This window comes from Streptomyces sp. NBC_01017 (assembly GCF_045162795.1).
Lineage (GTDB): Bacteria > Actinomycetota > Actinomycetes > Streptomycetales > Streptomycetaceae > Streptomyces > Streptomyces machairae.
In genome coordinates this window covers 10,758,608-10,775,459 of record NZ_CP108683.1, presented here as the reverse complement: position 1 = coordinate 10,775,459, position 16,852 = coordinate 10,758,608, and the positions used below count along the sequence as shown (strand labels likewise).

Here is a 16,852-nt window from a genome sequence, read left to right as displayed (position 1 = left end):
ACGGTGGTGTCGCGGACATGGCGCAGGGCCTCGATCTTCCAGTGGTCGCGGACGAGTTCGGCGAGCTGGCACGCGGTGGCCTGCTCGGCGGTCAGGCTGGTGACGGCGTAGACCGTCTTGACGGCGGTCTTGCCGGTCTTGAAGTCGGTGCGCCGGCGCTTGATCTGGACGGCCTGGCGGGCTCCGGGGAAGAGGAGGCTGTTGACGGTGGCGGCCTTGATCCGGCGGATCTCCGAGCGGCCGTGGCCGATGCCCCGGGTGCGTCCCTGGAGCGGGATGGCCTTCCAGGGAAGTGACTTGAGCTGTCAGCACAGCTTCTTCTGGTTCCCCTTGACGATCACGATGTAGTGGGCGTCCCGGCTGAGGAGGTAGTCGGCATGCTCGCGCTGGGGGTGCATCGCGTCGCTGGTGACTACGGCGCCGGAGGTCGGCGACGGTGTCCAGCAGCGGCTGGAAGCACATGATCTCGTTCGTCTTCTCGCCGACGTCCAGCTGGGCCAAGGCTGGTGGTGTGCTCCAGTGCGGCGAGCAGGTGGATCTTGCGGCCCTTCGCCTTGGCCGCGCCGCGCAGGCTTTTGCCGTCCACTGCGAGGCCGCGCAGCCCGGTCGCCTTCGGGCGTCGGTCGGCGAGCCGGCGTCCGACCGCCCGGTCCAGCGCGTCGCCGTCGATGCGGGCCAGTAGCCGCCGGACCGTCGTTTCCGCAGGCAGCAACCGCTTCGGGAACAGCGGGCCGAGGCGTATGCCGAGGCGTTGAAGGATGTGCGGGCGGGGCATCGGCGATCCACTCGCTGACTGCCGGCACAGAGGTCGCCCCCGCCAGAACCGCGCACGCGGTCAGCGCGAGGACGGCGACCAGAGCGTGCCGTACGCCGCGCGGATCTCGCGGGCCGGATACCCCGGCCAGCTGCTCCAGCAGACGCGGGACCTCGGCGGATACGACCTCGGGCTGCTCACGGAGCTGGTCAAGGGCAGAGGGGATCAGCGAAGATGCGTCGGCAGGCACGGTCTTCCACTCGGATCACGGGGCGTAGAGAACTCCATGATCCTGGAAGCCGTGCCTGTCACGTTCCGGGGCACCGGCAAGCCGGTAGAACATCACGAACCGGACGTCACGCGACTACGCCGAAGCCCTGCGCCCACCCCAGGTGCCAGCCAGACCATCACGTCATCACAAAGAAGCATGCGCGGAGGACGGGTTTGGAGTCCCATACCGCTCATATACCCACCCTGACAGATCGTCAAGGGCGGCCCTAAGGATCAGCAGCCGCACCCTTCTGAATGCTTACTCAGCTTGAACTCGTAGACGCCGGCTGGTGGATCACGGTGGTTCGATCACCAGGCCGGTCTCGGTGAGGCAGCCGTTGATCAGGTCGGGCCGGTACTGGATCTTCTTGAGCTTGCGCTTGACGATGCGGACGAGGCCGCCCAGGTCGGCGGCGACGAAGTTGGCGATGGAGCGTTTCAGGAGTGACCAGACGCCCTCGGTGGGGTTCAGCTCGGGTGCATACGCGGGCATCTGGACCACACGCAGCCACTCCTGGTGTTCGTCGGCGAACTCCTTCATCTGTGCACACAGGTGCACGTTCAGGTTGTCCCAGCACCACACGAGCGGCGCGTGCAGCTGCCGGTGAACGGCGAGGATCAGTTCGCGGTACTCGTGCCAGGCGAAGCTCTTGGGCTCGCCCTTGCGCCCGTGACAGACGTGCAGCCGGCAGAAGAAGTGCGGGCGCTCGCCGGGGCGGAAGCAGACCGCGCCGGCCACGTTGACCCGGCCGGAACCTCTGCCACGCACCCTCACCACGGGCCGTGCCCCGCGCGGGGCCCATGTGCGGCCCTTCGGCGGCCTCAGGCCCTGCCCCGCCTCGTCCTCGAAGCAGATGTAGGCGCCCAGGTCCGCCGCACTGGTTTTACCTGCGGCCACACCTCCTGCTTCCACACCTCGATGGCCTCCTCGTCCCGCTCGACGGCCCGGCGCACCGGGACCTGGCACGACCAGCCGTGGCGCCGCATCAGCTTCCACACGCCCTGCACCGTGTAGCCCACATGGAACAGCCGCCCGATCAGCGCCTTGATCCGCTTCAGCGTCCACCGCTGGTCGTCGGCGAATCCGTGCGCCGGCGGGCCGCGCCGCAGTTCTGCTTCCAGACGCGCGAACTGCCGCGCCGACAGACGCTCCGGCGACACCGGTCCCCTGGAACGCAGGGCCTGCACCCCGCCCTCGCGCCACCGCTGACGCCACAGCCGCACAGTGCGCGGCGCTACCCGTAACTCCGCCGCGACCGCACCAGAACTCTCGCCCTGCTCAAATAACTCAGCGGCCTTCAGCCGCAGTTGTTCACGTCGTTCCTGCTCGGCAGGCGTATACCCGCCCCTCTGCGCATACCGCATGAACCTGCCATACCGCAGGGATCAAGGACCGTCACGCCCTCTCGGCGTCTACGAGTTCAAGCTGAGTACCACAAGACCGCGACCCACCGAGTCAACCTGGGGCAGTTGTTCCTTTCGTGTGCGCATGCCTCCTGCGGGTGTGGTGGACGCATAGTTGGTGACCCCACTTCCCTTACACGCATTATAAGTGCCCGATCAAGTGTCCGATAGGCACTAGAAGCCAGGGCAGTGAGGTGGTTTCTTAAAGAGCGCGCTCTTTGACGGGCGGGCATTCTATATGTACCTGCGCTTTGGGAGCCATCAGGAATGACTGATACTGACCTGGTCAAAAAGTACGCCATGTGGCTGATCGATTACGTAACCAAAGGAGAATGGTGCGCCGAGCTGTATGACGACATTTACGCAACGCTACGTGATGTGATCTTTCCGCCTCAGGCATTCCTTGGAATGGCTACAGATTGGGCACAAAGCCAGGATCCCGATGTTGTAAATCTTTTCCGTATGCTCGAGAGCGCAAAAGTCTACCCGCAAGAATTGGAAGCCGCCATAATTCCCCTGTACTTCGCGCCTGAGGACGACGGGGAGGGGTACGACGACGGCCCCCAGGACGAAGCGGTATTGAGTCAGCAGGCGCCGGCTCTTCCCACGCTTGACGAGTATCCCACGCTGAAGGCCTTGACGGAAATGTGCAATGGCAATGAGGCGGGAGCGGAGCAGTTTTTGGCCCAGATGGATATCGATGATGCTCTCGTTGCCAGATTTGCCGAGTTTGAGCAACTTGTCGACGAAAGGGACTGACCGTGGAGAACGATAATCTCGGATACAAGCACAAGCCCAAGCCCAAGCCCAAGTCCAGGCGAAAAATTGTTAACACAGGTGGGGGGGACGAGCCACAAAAGGGTGCGGAGGAGGATCTGGATACCCAACAGACGCACGCGTTGGGAGACATCATGAACGCAATCCGGGAGCAGGTGAATCATGCGAAATTGATGCACGGCACAATCGCTTTTGCGCCAGGGTACCAACCGATTCCCAATCATCAGTTTGTCACCGACACAATGCTTTTCATCCAACAGAAATACCCGCATTTGAGCCCTGTCGAGATCAGTTCGATCGAGGATTACACTTGGGTGACTCTCCAAGCGAAGCTCAAGCGGCGGAGTGACCTGCGTAGAAAAGCCGATAAGTCCATGAAAAAGGAGTCCATTTCACGCGTCCGCGGTCGGACCAGCGGGGAGCGTGTACAACTATATGGGGCGGTGGCCCTTATCACTACCGGCCTGGGGTCCCTCGGTGGTGCGGGCCTGATGCTTATTCAGGCTCCGGGCTGGAGCACGCTTTCTGCAAATGCACCACCCGATCAGAATCTCACAATGAGTGGCGGTCGGGACCCAGCTTGGGCTACCGGGCAGTGGCAGGGGGCAGTGTCTACCGGAAACTACACGGGTGGTGCCGTGGCTTTGACAAGTGGGATTGCTGCCATAGGCATGGGTATCGGACTACTCAGGGCTTACATGGGATGGTGTACTCAAAAATACGACACTATTCATCGACAGGACATCGATCGCGAAAATGCAGCGGATGGAGCCGCTCCTCACGACGAGGAGCTGGACAAGATAGCGGATGATGACAAGGAAGCCGCCAAGGAATGGGCCAAGCTTCACAGTGAGACCTACAAGCTGCGGGACGAAATATTTCTTGCTTCCAGTTATTCACGCACCGAAGACGAGTCCAAGACCCTGGAACGCGTGACAAAGCTGAAGCAGGTGAGATCCGACCTCGCGAAGCTTGAGGCGTTGGTGGCCATTTTGGAAAGGCTCCGTGCGGAAGCCGAACAGGCACAAGCGGCCTACTACGATACTTATCGGGCTAATCATCCGGTGTAAGGATATTCCTCGGTGCTTCCAGTGTGGGGACCGCTGAGTGAGCCTCGATTGATTCCCTAAAGGTCATTTCGCGCCGGCTTCCTTGTCTAATCTTAGGCATGCCGGAGTCTGTCCCACGTGTGCCAGGCAGGACAATATACGACACCATCCTCACGCCTCGCCTGTTTCTGGCCGCCGACTTTCCATCAAACACTAATTTGCCCCATTGTCACTGAACGCGAGAACGTCATGCAGCATTCGCCTTTCATACCTCCGCCTCCCAACGCAGCGGGGTCTGGTCAAAAAATGACGCTGCCGGACACTTCGAAAATGACATCCACGGAAAAGTACCTCCTCTACGAAAATCTTGCTGTCCGGCGAGGCGCGGCCCGGGCGGAGCGCGAGCTCGCCGAGGGCAGGCGCATCATTTTGGGAATAAGAGTTATCACCAACACCCATGCCAATGACGGTCTGGGCCTGTACGACGATCGCTTCGTGGTGCTGTGGCGCGACACGGCAGGGAAGCATGCTGCGGAATTCCAGGGCAACACCGAGCCCGCGGCCTTCTATGAAGATGTAGGCGACGCCAGGACCAGCCGGAATGGGACTGCTGTGGGTGTCGATGTCGACGGCGACGGCCGTCGAGATTTGGGATGCATCCCGGTCGGCGTCTACACTTACTATAAAAGCCAGTCGAAGAAGTTCGGCGACGTCCTGCGTTCACGGGGAGCAATTACATCGCTCCGCGACTCTAATCATGATGGATTCTTCGACGCACGGGACTCAGTACACCCCGATTTGCAGAATGGGCTCGACGTGAATGACTTCCTATTTCATGCCGGGCTACCCGACCGCACCGGCTCGGCCGGCTGTCAAACTTTCCCGCCCGATGAATATCGCAGATTTTGGGGCGTTTTGGAGGGACAGGAAGAATTTCTTTACGTACTGATTGATGCGTCTTGACCTAGGAAGTCTGTCGGCCGAAACGCGGCCGGTCGCTGATCTGCGGGGACAGTTGTCCGGCAACCCGACTCCACAAGAACCGGGGCCCCACTCGATTCCCTGAGAGATCCGTGTCATGGCATATCTGTCCCTCAATCCTTGCAAGCTTCGTGGGTGTGCGGTTTCGGAGATCAAACGTCTGCGGGCCGAGAACGTCAAACTGCGGCGGCCGACGACGTCTTGAAGGCGGCGTCGACTTTCTTCGCGGCCGAACTCGACCGGCCATCGAAACGCTCGTAGCGTTCATCTATGAGTTCAAGAAGGTCTTCGGCGTCAAGCCGATCTGCCGTGTCCTCTCCGGCCACGGACTGAAGAGCGCAACCAGCACCTACTACGTCGCGGACCCAGCACCCGGGTGACTTCCGTCTCGGATAACTCACGACGACCACCCGAGTTCAAGCTCAGTAGGCCCTGAGAGATTCTCGGAGGTCTCTGAGGGCATTCTGCGCAAGCCGGTAGGCGTCCTGGACTTCGTTGGAAGTATCTGAGGCGTGGTCGGGTAATTCGCTTCCTGCGGCGAGCGTTTCCAGTTTTTGACACAGGGGCGCCAGTTGCTCCAAGCCGAATGTCTTGCTTTGTGACTTCAGTGTGTGGGCAGCCCGCTGCACTACCTCTGCGTCATTGTTCTGAATCCCCTGCTGCATTTGGTGGACCAGCTGGAGCGAATCCTCCAGGAACGCTTCGATGAGCTCCAGCACGATGGCGGCATCGAACGTCTCCACCAGATCCTGCACGGCCTGCGGATTCAGCACCTGTACGGCTGGCATGTCTGTCGTCACCTTTCGGCCGGACCTGGGGCTGCGGGGCCGCCCGCGATCGGTGGCCGGCGCCGGCTGACGCCCGCCCGACGGAGGGGCTGTACGGGCCGAGCCTCTCCCCCATGCCAGTCGCGCACGCTGATGCCGTGTCGCCAAACCCCTGGCGGCACTTGCAGGCCCGCGAGTCCGCCAGGCGGACAGGAAGGGGTTCAGCACCAGGCGACGGTGAAGTACTCAAGGGGGCGCCGGCACCTGACACCGTCCAACTCCTCCCCTGGAAAGGGTGAGGCTGTCATTCTACCGACCGACCAGATAGACCGCCTGCCAGGGGCAGACGCAAAAAGAATGGCAGTAGCGCACTGCTTGTCGCATCCGGTGCCGCTGGGCCTGTTATGGGTCCCTATTCCGGAACATTCCGGAGGATGCCGCATCGCACCGGCCACAGGCGCGGGTGGGCGAGGGAAGGAACTGCGTTGTTCCTACCTCAGGCGTTGTTCCTACCTCAGGATCGAGATTGCCGTTGGCAGGAGGCCGAGCGGAGGCGGCGATGCAGGCCGGCGCGGGGCCGGCTTTGCTGTCTGTGGCTGTGGGACTGTTCTGCGGACGAGGGCGTCGCGCCTGATGACGCTGATCTGGGTGGCCGTGTAGCCGGGCGTGCACGGTGCGGCATGACCGACCCGTCAACCGAAATCAAAGATCACCAGTGTCCGACCCCGCTGCCGCGTGCTAACGTTATTTAAAAGTCAGACTACTTTCGGATCATGGACTAACCCGGATCCATAGATCTGATCGTGGCTCCCGCCCTGATCTCCAGGAGTCAGGCCATGTCCACGATATTTGGCACCGGTATGAGCCGTCAGCGCAATCCGGAGGCCGCCGCACAGGAAGTTGTCGACCAGGCACTCCGTACCGGTCCTATCGATGAGCCAGATTTTGCTTTTTTGTTCGCCTCGGTCGGATATGATCAGGCCGCTCTTGTCGAGAGCGTATGGGAAGCTGCAGGGCGCATTCCCCTCGTGGGCTGTTCAGGCGAAGGAATTATTGTCGGCGACGAACCGGACGAGTCGAACTTCGCCGTTGCGCTGCTACTCGGACAGTCCGACTCCGTATCGTTCCGTCACGGCCTGGTGAGCGGCCTCAAAGAAAATTGCGGAAGTGCTGGACGGACTCTTGCGGATCAGGTCGCTCCGCTCACCGCCGATGATCGCCTGCTCTTCCTATTCCCCGACGGAATGACCGTCACTGCAGACGAGCTGCTGGCCGGGTTCGACGAGGGACTGGAAGAGGTCGGTCATCTCCCGGTCCTTGGAGGGACGGCCGCAGATAACAATACATACGAACAAAGCTATCAGTACTACGACGGCAAGGTGGCGCAGGATGGGGCAGCCTGGGCTGTCCTTTCGGGTGCGGTCCAGGTTGTACCTGTGGTCGGCCACGGCTGCGTTCCAATCGGACTGGACCTTACCCTCACCGACGTCGATCGTCAGACGGTGAAAGAAATCGACGGCAAACCGGCGATAGAGGTATTTCGCGATTACCTGTCATCGGATGAGCTGACGGACTGGCAGCCGGTCATCTTGAGCCTTCCGTTCGGATTCCCCGCAGTCGGCGCTGATGGTGTTGAAGGCTATGTCCCCTACGTTTCGCTGTCACAGAATGCCGAAACCGGGGCAATTAGGCTGCCGATTCTCGCCAGCGAGGGAACGCGCGTCCGGCTGATGCGGAGAGATATCGATCTGCTCCTCACGAGCGCCGACGAGATCGCTCGGAAGGTCAACGAGGATCTAGGCCATCGGACGCCCGACCTTATCATGCATTTTGAATGCGCAGGCCGGGGGCGGCACTTCCTTCGAGAAGAGCCGACCCGGCAACTTTTTAGGCGGCTGCAGAGCCAGCTCCCTAGCGTTCCGAGGATCGGATTCTACGGATATGGCGAGCTCTGTCCGGTATCGGGGCGAAACCGTGTGCATCAATTCACCTCGGTTGTCGCCGCGCTCGTTTGTTCCTGACGGTGGTCTGCCATGGTCCAGCAGCGAAGGGAAAGCTTCCTTGGGGAGCTGCTGCGCATGGCGGAGCAGAATCGACAGCTCAGCGACCAAGTGAAGCGCATGCTTCGAACCGAGGTAAGCTTGCGCGCTTCCCAAGAACGCCTGGACAATCAGGTCCGCCTTTACCGGCAGCTATACGAACTTGGCCGGAGATTCAACGCGGCGAACGATATCGAGGCTATTCTTGAACGCGTCATGCATTTCTGCGTGTACGAACTCAATTTTAGTCGGTGTGTAATCCTCGTCCGGTCACAGGATAAGCCGGAGCTGACGGTCCGCATGGCTGACGGATATTATGAGAAGAGGGATCGGCAGCGGATCCACGAGCTCCGGCTCCCGCTTGCTGAAGCGGCGCTCGAACCGGTTCTGTCACGGGGGGAGCAAGTTGTATGCCCTGCCTCGTGCGTGGACGCATCACTTACTGCATTGGGGGGCAAAATTGGGATGGGCGAGTATGTCGTTGTTCCCTTGGGAGGTGAGCCGAATACCCCCAGCGGACTGCTTGCCGTAGGTAACGGGGAAGAGCGCGTTCGCTATTTCACTCGGATCGTGGCAGAAGGCGACGCACTCGTCGGGTTGGCCAATATGGCCGGCCAGGCAACTTCCGCCATCAAGAATGTTCATTCCTACCAGGTGATGAGCGCAAGCGAGCAGAAGTATCGCAGGCTTTTCGAGAGCTCACGTGACGCGCATTTCATCAGCACGTCCAATGGCGAGCTTCTTGATGCCAATCAGGCCCTGCTTGATCTTTTTGGATACAGTCGGGAAGAAATACTGACCATTGAGGTGGATCAGCACTACGTCCACCCAGCGGAGCGGCTGAGGTTTCAGGAAGAGCTCGAGCGGGCTGGTTCAGTCCGTGACTTCGAGGCGACTCTGGAGACCAAGAGCGGCGTGATGATGGACTGTCTGCTGACGTCCACGGCTGAGGTAGCAGCTGACGGAAGGCCACTCACCTATCACGGAATAATTCGTGACATCACCGAACGAAAGCGGGCCGAGAGACTGCTTGCCGACTACAGTAAGACTCTGGAACGGGAGGTGTCGGAGCGTACTCAAGAGCTTCGTGCTACTCGTGAACAGGCCGTTGCTGCAAATGAGGCGAAAACCGCCTTCGTGGCTTCCATGAGCCACGAAATCCGTACGCCAATGAACGGAATAATTGGCATGACTGGGCTCTTGCTCGGTACGGATCTTTCGCCGAGTCAGCGCGAGTTTGCAGAAGTCATCCGAGGTAGCGCCGAATCGCTGTTGACTCTCATTAATGACATCCTCGATTACACCAAGATTGAATCAGGAAAGCTGGATCTTGAGCTGGACTCGTTCGATCTCCGGCAATGCATCGAGAGCGCACTTGACCTGGTTGCCACAAAATCCGAAGAGAAGCAGATAGATCTGGCCTACTTCCTGGACAAAAACGTCCCGCCGGGCATCGTGGGTGATCTGACAAGACTGCGCCAGATTCTGCTTAACCTGCTCTCGAATGCCGTGAAGTTTACCGATTCCGGCGGAGTCCTTCTCACTGTGGCCAGTGATCAGGACCCCGGTCGAGACGGGCGACGTGGCCGTCATCTCCACTTCGCTGTATGCGATACCGGCATCGGCATACCGTCGGACCGCGTGGACCGCCTGTTCCAGTCCTTCTCCCAGTTGGATTCGTCCACGACTCGGAAGTACGGTGGCACCGGTCTGGGCCTCGCGATCAGCAGGCGATTGGTCAACCTGATGGGGGGCGAGATCTGGGTCGAAAGTGATGGCATACCTGACCAGGGAAGCGTCTTCCACTTCACCATCCCCCTCCAGCCGGCAACATTGGAGAAGGAGAGGAGTTACCTGACAGAGGTCCAATCGTCGCTGGAGGGAAAACGTGCGTTGATAGTCGAGCACCATTCTGCCAGTCGAGGCATCTTGCGGCGCCTGCTCACGACTTGGGGCCTCAAGACACGTGATACCAAGTCGCTGGCGAAAGCTCTCGAGTGGCTGCAGGAGGGCGAGACGTTCGATGTCGCGGTCCTTGACGCTCCGACCGGTGGGGCAAGAGGATCCCTCTCCGCGACGGAAATCCAAAAAATTCATGCCACAGGGATCCCATCGATCCTCTTTTCGTCAGCGTTGAGGCGAAACCCAGATCTCAGGAAGATGAAATTTTCAGCTACTCTGACCAAGCCGATCAAGCCGTCGCAGCTTTTCGACGCGCTGATGGGCGTCATCCTTGGAGATACGGTTTCTGATGTTCACGCCGAATCACAGCGCCAGAAGAAGTCCGTATTTTCCGGGCCGCCTCTCAGAATTCTACTCGTCGAAGATAATCAGGTGAACCAAAAACTTGGCCTCCTTTTGCTTGAAAAGCTCGGTTACCGTGCCGACATGGCAGCGGACGGCCTGGAAGCAGTAGCTGCCGTAGAACGTCAGCCGTATGACGTCGTCTTTATGGATGTGCAAATGCCCGAACTCGACGGCCTGGAAGCCACGCGGCGCATCAGGGCCAGCCACGCCATCGCATCACGTCCTCGGATTATCGCTATGACGGCCAATGCCATGGAAGGAGACCGAGAGCGTTGCCTGGATGCCGGAATGGACGACTACATAACGAAACCGATCCGCCAAGAGGAGCTGGCCTCCGCCTTGAGAAGGTGTTGGGAACAAGAGTTGCTGTAACCAGCCTCGATTCTCATCATGGTCGAATGAGGTCCGCGTAGAAACCGCGACGCTTCAGACCGTCTCGAGGCCGGGTGTGCCTGCGGGCGACGCTACGCAGAGGGCCGTCGGATTCGAGGGCGGGTGAAATGCCGCTGAAGTCCAAGGCCGAGAGGCCAAGGCCCGGACTCGCCGCGACGGGCGTCACCATGGGAATCCCGTCGACTCGTCGCCTCGGTAGTCCGGAACCTGGGCATCGGTGACGGACGATGGCACAGGGAGGCGCCATGGCCCAGACACGTGAACTGCACGGCGCGACCACCGTTCGGCGGCTGGTCGATGCGTGGCTCTCGTCGTTCGAGGCGGCGCTCGCCGCCCGTGACGCGGAGGCGGGCGCTGATCTGTTTGCCGCCACGTCGTTCTGGCGTGACCTGGTCGCGTTCACCTGGAACATCACCACGGTCGAGAACCGTGACGGGGTGGCGGATCTGTTGCGCGCCACCATGGCGACGACCGACGCGCACCACTTCCACGTGACCGAGGAACCCACCGAGAGCGAGGGCGTGACCGAGGCGTGGCTCGGGTTCGAGACCGCAGCCGGCCGGGGCACGGGACACCTGCGGCTCACGCCTGAAGGCGCGTTCACTCTGCTCACCACGTTGTTCGAACTGAAGGGCCACGAGGAGCCGAGGGACGCGAACCGGCCGAACGGCGTCGAGCACGGCGTCAACCGTGAGCGGGTGACGTGGGCCGAGGCACGCACGGCGGAACAGGTGGAGCTGGGCAGAACACGTCAGCCGTATGTGCTCGTGGTCGGCGGCGGGCAGGCCGGCATCGCGCTCGGCGCGCGGCTGCGTCAGCTCGGGGTGCCGCATGTGGTCATCGACCGGCACGCACGTCCCGGCGACCAGTGGCGCGGCCGGTACAAGTCGCTGTGCCTGCACGACCCCGTCTGGTACGACCACCTGCCCCACCTGCCGTTCCCCCGCAACTGGCCGGTATTCTCGCCGAAGGACAAGATCGGCGACTGGCTGGAGATGTACACGCAGGTGATGGAGGTGAATTACTGGCCCTCGACGCTGTGTCGGCACGCCCGATACGACTCCGGCGCCCAGGAGTGGCACGTGAGCGTGGACCGTCACGGCGAGGAGCTGGTTCTGCGGCCGAAGCAGCTCGTGTTGGCCACCGGCATGAGCGGCAAGCCGAATATCCCGGTCCTGCCCGGGCAGGACCGCTTCCGCGGCGAGCAGCACCACAGCTCCGCCCACCCCGGCCCTGACGCATATCGCGGTAAGCGGATCGTAGTCATCGGCTCGAACAACTCGGCCTTCGACATCTGCGGTGCGCTGTGGGAAACGGGCGCGGATGTGACGATGGTCCAGCGCAGCTCGACCCACATCGTGAAGTCCGAGTCCTTGATGGACCTCGGTCTCGGCGACCTGTACTCGGAACGCGCGCTTGCGGCGGGGATCACGACGGAGAGAGCGGACCTGACGTTCGCTTCCGTGCCATACCGGATCATGCATACCGCCCAGCAACCGGTCTACGCCGCGATCAGGGAACGCGACCAGGAGTTCTATGACCGCCTCGAGGCCGCCGGCTTCCAGCACGACTGGGGCGACGACGACTCCGGACTGTTCATGAAGTACCTGCGGCGCGGGTCGGGTTACTACATCGACGTCGGCGCCGCAGACCTCGTGCTCGACGGCCGGGTGAAGCTCGCACACGGACAGGTCGTAGCGCTGACTGAATCCGCCGTACGACTGCAAGACGGGACGGAACTGCCCGCCGACCTGGTCGTGTACGCCACAGGCTACGGCTCGATGAACGGCTGGGCCGCGGATCTCATCGGCCAGGACGTCGCCGACCGGGTCGGCAAGGTGTGGGGACTCGGATCCGACACCACGAAGGACCCCGGCCCGTGGGAGGGCGAGGAACGCAACATGTGGAAACCCACACAGCAGCCGGGATTGTGGTTCCACGGCGGGAACCTGCACCAGTCGCGGCATTACTCGCTGTACCTGGCGTTGCAGCTGAAGGCACGTGCGGAGGGCATCCCGACACCGGTGTACGGCCTCCCAGAGGTGCACCACCTGTCCTGATATGCCGGGCATCCCCGACTGCTGCGAGGCGTCCAAAGCACCCACGCCGAGGCTGTTGACCTCGGTGTCTTCGCGGCCGAACGCAACCCAGTCACCTGGTCTACGTCACCCAAAAGCTGCTGCCGCGTTGACTGTTGAGGGGTGGTCTCGGGCTGGTTTCATGGGTGAGTCGAGGATGGACTGAGGGCCCTTGTCCGCGTCGTGTTCCGCAGCTCGAGACGCGAAGGACGGGGAGGAAGATGACCTGCCCCGTGTGGCCATGACGTCCAGACCCTTGGACGGTGTTTCGGTCACCGCTTCACTTCACCGCAGGAGGCGCCGGTGGGGGCGCCGGAGCCGAGGAACGGCCACGGAGCCCACTTGGGCTGTCGAGCAGACCTACGGGATCCTGACACTGCACCGGCGCCCGGCCCGTGACCACGAGCACCGCCCCTCCGCCTCCCGCCTCCCGCCTCCCGCCTCCCGCCTCCCGCCTCCCGCCTCCCGCCTCCCGCCTCTACAGGGCGATGACCCACGTCATGACCCGACGCCTCACCGGCGCGAACGCCACCGTCTGGCGCGCGGGCATGGCGGTGGCAGCGTGGACATCCGGCCCCTGCTCGACGCCCTGGACTCCGGGAAGACTCCGCCCGGGCCCTGGCCCACGACCTCCGCGCACAGATCGACGACCTGCAGACCCGGTTGTGGGAGGCCGCGATGCACCTGGAGCACCTCACACACGTCATGGCCTCGCCGACCGGCTCCCCGGCCGTCGCGCCGGACCTGCCCGAGCACCCGGACTACCCCGCATCCTCGCCGCCTTCAACCACGCGACCGGGCCGCTACGGGCCAAGGACGTCGAGAGGCCCTCGGCCACGAAATGCTGCCGAGGAACGTCGAAGGCACCCACGCCAGGCTGAAACGCCTGGTCAAACTCGGGATCCATACCGAGGCCGACACCGGCAACCCTCGCCAGGAAGTGATGGCCGGCAGAACCTCCACCAGCGTCCTTGATCCCACTCCAACCAGAACGGACGTCACCTCACGAACCGCCCACGGATAACTCGGCACCAGAGTGATCGCATGTGCCTGTTTTATGATGAAATAGGCTTGTACTGCCAATTGCTTGGTCGTGGTAATGCGTACAGCAGCCGGAGGCGAAGGGAGGCCTGCCTGGGACGGCAAGCCTCCCAAAGAGATGCAGACCGGCAGATTTTCGGGGCGCGAGACATTCCTGTCCGCGATTGATCGATGCCGCGCCCAGGTCGCTGCCGGTGACGCCTGGGCCGTGGTGATCGAGGGGGAAGCAGGCATCGGGAAAACCGCTCTGGCGCGTCAGGCGGTGGGCAGAGCCAATGGGTGGTGGGTGTGCTGGGCGGGATGCGATCCTCTGGAGCAGGACCTTCCGTTCGGCCTCATCGACCAGATCCTCCGCCGTCTGCCCTCCGAAATACCTGGCGCCGGGGACCTCATGCGGGTTCTCACCCCCAAGGCATCTCCCCTGGCGGTCGGTGGCGATCTGCTGATGATCCTTGCGGCTGCTGCCGACCGCACCCCGACAGCCATCGTGATCGATGATGTTCCGTGGGCAGACGATTACTCAGTGAATGCGCTGGGATTCGTGCTGCGCCGTTTGTTTAACGATCGGCTGCTGGTGATCTTTACTGCCCGTTCTCATGATTCCAGCGATCAGACTGCGTCTGGCGCGGACTGGCGTGCCTTGCCCCGAGCCGGGGCGCGCGTCCTGCCGGTGCAGCTGGCCGGGCTGACCGTGGACGAGACCACGCAAATGGCTGCGGATGCGGGCGGCGAGGCTCTGGGGCGCGTTGCTGTTGAGCGACTGCACCAACGTACGGCAGGTCACCCCTTGCATCTGCGATCTGTATTCAACCAGATCCCGGTCAGTGAGATCGCCGACCTCACCCAACCGCTCCCCCTGCCGGCCACGCTTCAGGCTCTCGTCCGCCAGACCCTGGCCGGGCTGCCGCAGGACGCGCGCCGCCTGGTCGAAGCCCTGGCGGTGCTCGATGGCACCACCCCACTGGCCACCGCCGCGCACCTCGCCGAGATCTCCGACCCAAGCGTTGCCCTTGCCTCCGTGCTGGCCAGCGGCCTGGCCCACTGGGAGCCCACGCAGCCTACCGCCCCGGTGCGGATCCATCACTCCCTGCAGCGTGATGCGGTCTATGAGGCGATGAGGCCCAGCCGTCGGCAGGCCCTGCACGCGCGCGCCGCCACGTTGGTGGGTGTGGAGATGGCATGGGCCCATCGCGTTGCTGCCACCGCCCGCAGCGACCCCGATCTTGTGAGAGAGCTTGCTGATGAAGCCCAGCGGCAGGCAGCCCAGGGCTGCTTCGGCCGCGCTGCCACCTTGCAGCTGTGGGCAATGGACATGTCACCGAGCCGTGAGCAACACGACCTTTTCCTCCTCGCCGCCGCTATCGGCCTGATAAACGGGCGCCTGTATCGCCGAGCCCAGGTCCTGCGTGGTGCCATCTGCCAGTGTGCTCCAAGCCCACGCCGAGATGCCGTCCTGGGCTTCCTTGCCGCTACCGCGGGAGAAGAACCGCACGAAGCCGAGAGGCTCCTCACTCGCGCCCGGGACACCGCCACTGATCCGGCTCTGCGCCTGCTCGCCGGTCGCTGGCTGGGGGCGACTCTGCTCCTGCGGGCGGACGGCCCTAAAGCCATGGCCACTTTGCATCCCGTCGTCAACGCCATATCCCCCGGCCCTGCTCGCAGTCTCGCCGTCGGGCTGCTCGCCGAGGCCACCGCTTACGCCGACGGCCCGCTGGCGGCCCTGAGAGGCATGGCCGAGGCCGGGCTGCCCGACCAGGCCACGCAAGTCCCCCAGCACGACAGCAGCTTGCTGCTCTACCGCGGCATGATCCGGGCAGAGGCAGGCCATCTGGCAGCAGCCACAGAGGATCTGACCACTCTCATCGCGCGCAAACGCACTGACCTCGAGATTCCCTCCCCGCCCGGCGAGCACGCCATCCTTGCTCTGACCCAGTACCTCACCGGCCGGTGGGCGGATGCCGCCATCAACGCCGAACAAGCACTCCTCATGGCCGAAACCCAGGCGGTGGCCTGGGCCTTTCCCATAGCGCATGCGGCCGCCGGTCTTCCTCTCGCTCAGCAAGGGAAAGGGGATGGCGCGCAGCAGCATCTCGACGCCTGCCGCCGCTTCCCCCTCTTCCCGGAGCGCACCTCTATGTACGCAATGCTGCTGCAGGCCGTGCTGGCACAGGCAGCAGCCAACCATCAGGCCGTGCTTCAGGCTCTGCGCGCTGTGGACGACCCCGCACGGGTCCCACTGACCACTCGAACCAGCCTCTGTGTGCTGTGGGCACCGCTGCTCATCGAGGCTGCCACGGCCAGCCCAGGACTGGACCATGCTGATCTGGTCCGCGCCGAGCGGGCCCTTGCCGACTATGACCAGATCACCTCCGGCGCACCAGCCTCCGCCTGCACATCTGCCTGGTTGCGCGGCCGCTTGGCCACTGCCCTGGGCCACTCACCAGACGCACTCACCCACTACCGGGCCGCTGTGGCCACTCCCGCCTCGGACCAGGACGACATCCCCCTCCACCGGGCCTTCTGCCATCGCGACCTGGCTCACCACTTGCAGGCCCTTGGCGGTCGGCAAAGGCTCGCTGAGGCGACACACCATCTTCAGGAGGCACTCGGCGTCTGCACCGCACTGGGTGCAACACCGTATGCCCTGCACATCACCGATGACCTTGCCCGACTCCATCCGCACCAAGCTCGCATCCCGCATGCCGCATTCAAGGTCGACGCCGCCTTGACCGAGCGCGAACAGACCATCGCCCATCTAGCCGCCAGGGGTCTGACCAATCAGGAAATCGCGCGCGAACTATTCCTCAGCCCGAAGACAGTCGAATACCACCTCAGCCACGTCTTCACCAAACTTCGCCTCACCAGCCGCCGCCAGTTGCGCACCTCCTTTGCCGGAGCCGCAGGCCGCTCGGTGACAGCACAATGAAATGCGGCTGCTGGATGGTCCCAGGACGAGCTGCCCGCCCGGGTCTGTCCGATCAACGGCTGATCG

The 16,852-nt window shown here is 62.8% G+C and carries 13 protein-coding genes and 2 pseudogenes; 9 read left to right on the top strand and 6 right to left on the bottom strand.

Features of this window, described 5'->3' with window-relative positions:
- Positions 1 to 17 precede the first annotated feature (17 nt).
- On the top strand, positions 18 to 296 hold the full coding sequence (locus tag OG331_RS49310; protein WP_406191323.1) for a hypothetical protein: 279 nt from the start codon (positions 18 to 20) through the stop codon (positions 294 to 296).
- 116 nt (positions 297 to 412) lie between these two features.
- On the opposite strand, the gene OG331_RS49305 is transcribed toward OG331_RS49310, so the two are convergent.
- The 4 genes and pseudogenes from OG331_RS49305 to OG331_RS49290 all read right to left on the bottom strand — a co-directional run bounded on the left by OG331_RS49305 (position 413) and on the right by OG331_RS49290 (position 2,389).
- Entirely contained in the window at positions 413 to 775 is a 363-nt protein-coding gene (locus tag OG331_RS49305; RefSeq protein WP_406210904.1) for a hypothetical protein, read from the bottom strand.
- A gap of 49 nt (positions 776 to 824) precedes the next feature.
- Positions 825 to 1,004: pseudogene (locus OG331_RS49300) on the bottom strand (ISAs1 family transposase); the annotation flags it as partial.
- A gap of 315 nt (positions 1,005 to 1,319) precedes the next feature.
- Positions 1,320 to 1,922 (bottom strand): transposase, encoded by a 603-nt coding sequence (locus OG331_RS49295; RefSeq protein ID WP_406191324.1) that lies wholly within the window; start codon positions 1,920 to 1,922, stop codon positions 1,320 to 1,322.
- Positions 1,847 to 2,389 carry a winged helix-turn-helix domain-containing protein gene (locus OG331_RS49290; RefSeq protein ID WP_406190674.1) on the bottom strand — a complete coding sequence of 181 codons (543 nt, stop codon included), beginning with the start codon at positions 2,387 to 2,389 and terminating at the stop codon, positions 1,847 to 1,849. Before OG331_RS49290 ends, OG331_RS49295 begins: the two co-directional genes overlap by 76 nt.
- Before the next feature lie 306 nt (positions 2,390 to 2,695).
- On the opposite strand from OG331_RS49290, the gene OG331_RS49285 reads away from it, so the two are divergent.
- The 3 genes from OG331_RS49285 (at position 2,696) to OG331_RS49275 (ending at position 5,217) form a co-directional block, all read left to right on the top strand.
- The gene (locus OG331_RS49285) at positions 2,696 to 3,187 is read left to right on the top strand and encodes a hypothetical protein (RefSeq protein ID WP_406191326.1); all 492 of its coding nucleotides are present in this window, start codon (positions 2,696 to 2,698) and stop codon (positions 3,185 to 3,187) included.
- A 2-nt stretch (positions 3,188 to 3,189) separates the two neighbouring features.
- The gene (locus tag OG331_RS49280) at positions 3,190 to 4,275 is read left to right on the top strand and encodes a hypothetical protein (RefSeq protein ID WP_406191327.1); all 1,086 of its coding nucleotides are present in this window, start codon (positions 3,190 to 3,192) and stop codon (positions 4,273 to 4,275) included.
- A 285-nt stretch (positions 4,276 to 4,560) separates the two neighbouring features.
- Complete coding sequence (locus OG331_RS49275) at positions 4,561 to 5,217, top strand: hypothetical protein (protein ID WP_406191329.1); 657 nt, start codon at positions 4,561 to 4,563, stop codon at positions 5,215 to 5,217.
- 194 nt (positions 5,218 to 5,411) lie between these two features.
- Here OG331_RS49275 and OG331_RS49270 read toward each other — a convergent pair whose 3' ends face one another.
- Both OG331_RS49270 and OG331_RS49265 read right to left on the bottom strand, forming a co-directional pair.
- A complete protein-coding gene (locus tag OG331_RS49270) occupies positions 5,412 to 5,561 on the bottom strand; it encodes a hypothetical protein (RefSeq protein ID WP_406191330.1) in 150 nt (49 codons plus the stop codon).
- Between the two features lie 96 nt (positions 5,562 to 5,657).
- Complete coding sequence (locus OG331_RS49265; protein WP_406191332.1) at positions 5,658 to 6,023, bottom strand: Hpt domain-containing protein; 366 nt, start codon at positions 6,021 to 6,023, stop codon at positions 5,658 to 5,660.
- Positions 6,024 to 6,838: 815 nt separating this feature from the next.
- On the opposite strand from OG331_RS49265, the gene OG331_RS49260 reads away from it, so the two are divergent.
- The 5 genes and pseudogenes from OG331_RS49260 to OG331_RS49240 all read left to right on the top strand — a co-directional run bounded on the left by OG331_RS49260 (position 6,839) and on the right by OG331_RS49240 (position 16,786).
- On the top strand, positions 6,839 to 8,023 hold the full coding sequence (locus OG331_RS49260; RefSeq protein ID WP_406191334.1) for an FIST signal transduction protein: 1,185 nt from the start codon (positions 6,839 to 6,841) through the stop codon (positions 8,021 to 8,023).
- Positions 8,024 to 8,080: 57 nt separating this feature from the next.
- Positions 8,081 to 10,720 carry a response regulator gene (locus OG331_RS49255; RefSeq protein ID WP_406191336.1) on the top strand — a complete coding sequence of 880 codons (2,640 nt, stop codon included), beginning with the start codon at positions 8,081 to 8,083 and terminating at the stop codon, positions 10,718 to 10,720.
- Between the two features lie 266 nt (positions 10,721 to 10,986).
- On the top strand, positions 10,987 to 12,801 hold the full coding sequence (locus OG331_RS49250) for a flavin-containing monooxygenase (RefSeq protein WP_406191338.1): 1,815 nt from the start codon (positions 10,987 to 10,989) through the stop codon (positions 12,799 to 12,801).
- A gap of 361 nt (positions 12,802 to 13,162) precedes the next feature.
- Positions 13,163 to 13,361: pseudogene (locus OG331_RS49245) on the top strand (hypothetical protein); the annotation flags it as partial.
- A gap of 617 nt (positions 13,362 to 13,978) precedes the next feature.
- A complete protein-coding gene (locus OG331_RS49240; protein ID WP_406191340.1) occupies positions 13,979 to 16,786 on the top strand; it encodes an ATP-binding protein in 2,808 nt (935 codons plus the stop codon).
- Positions 16,787 to 16,852: the final 66 nt, after the last annotated feature.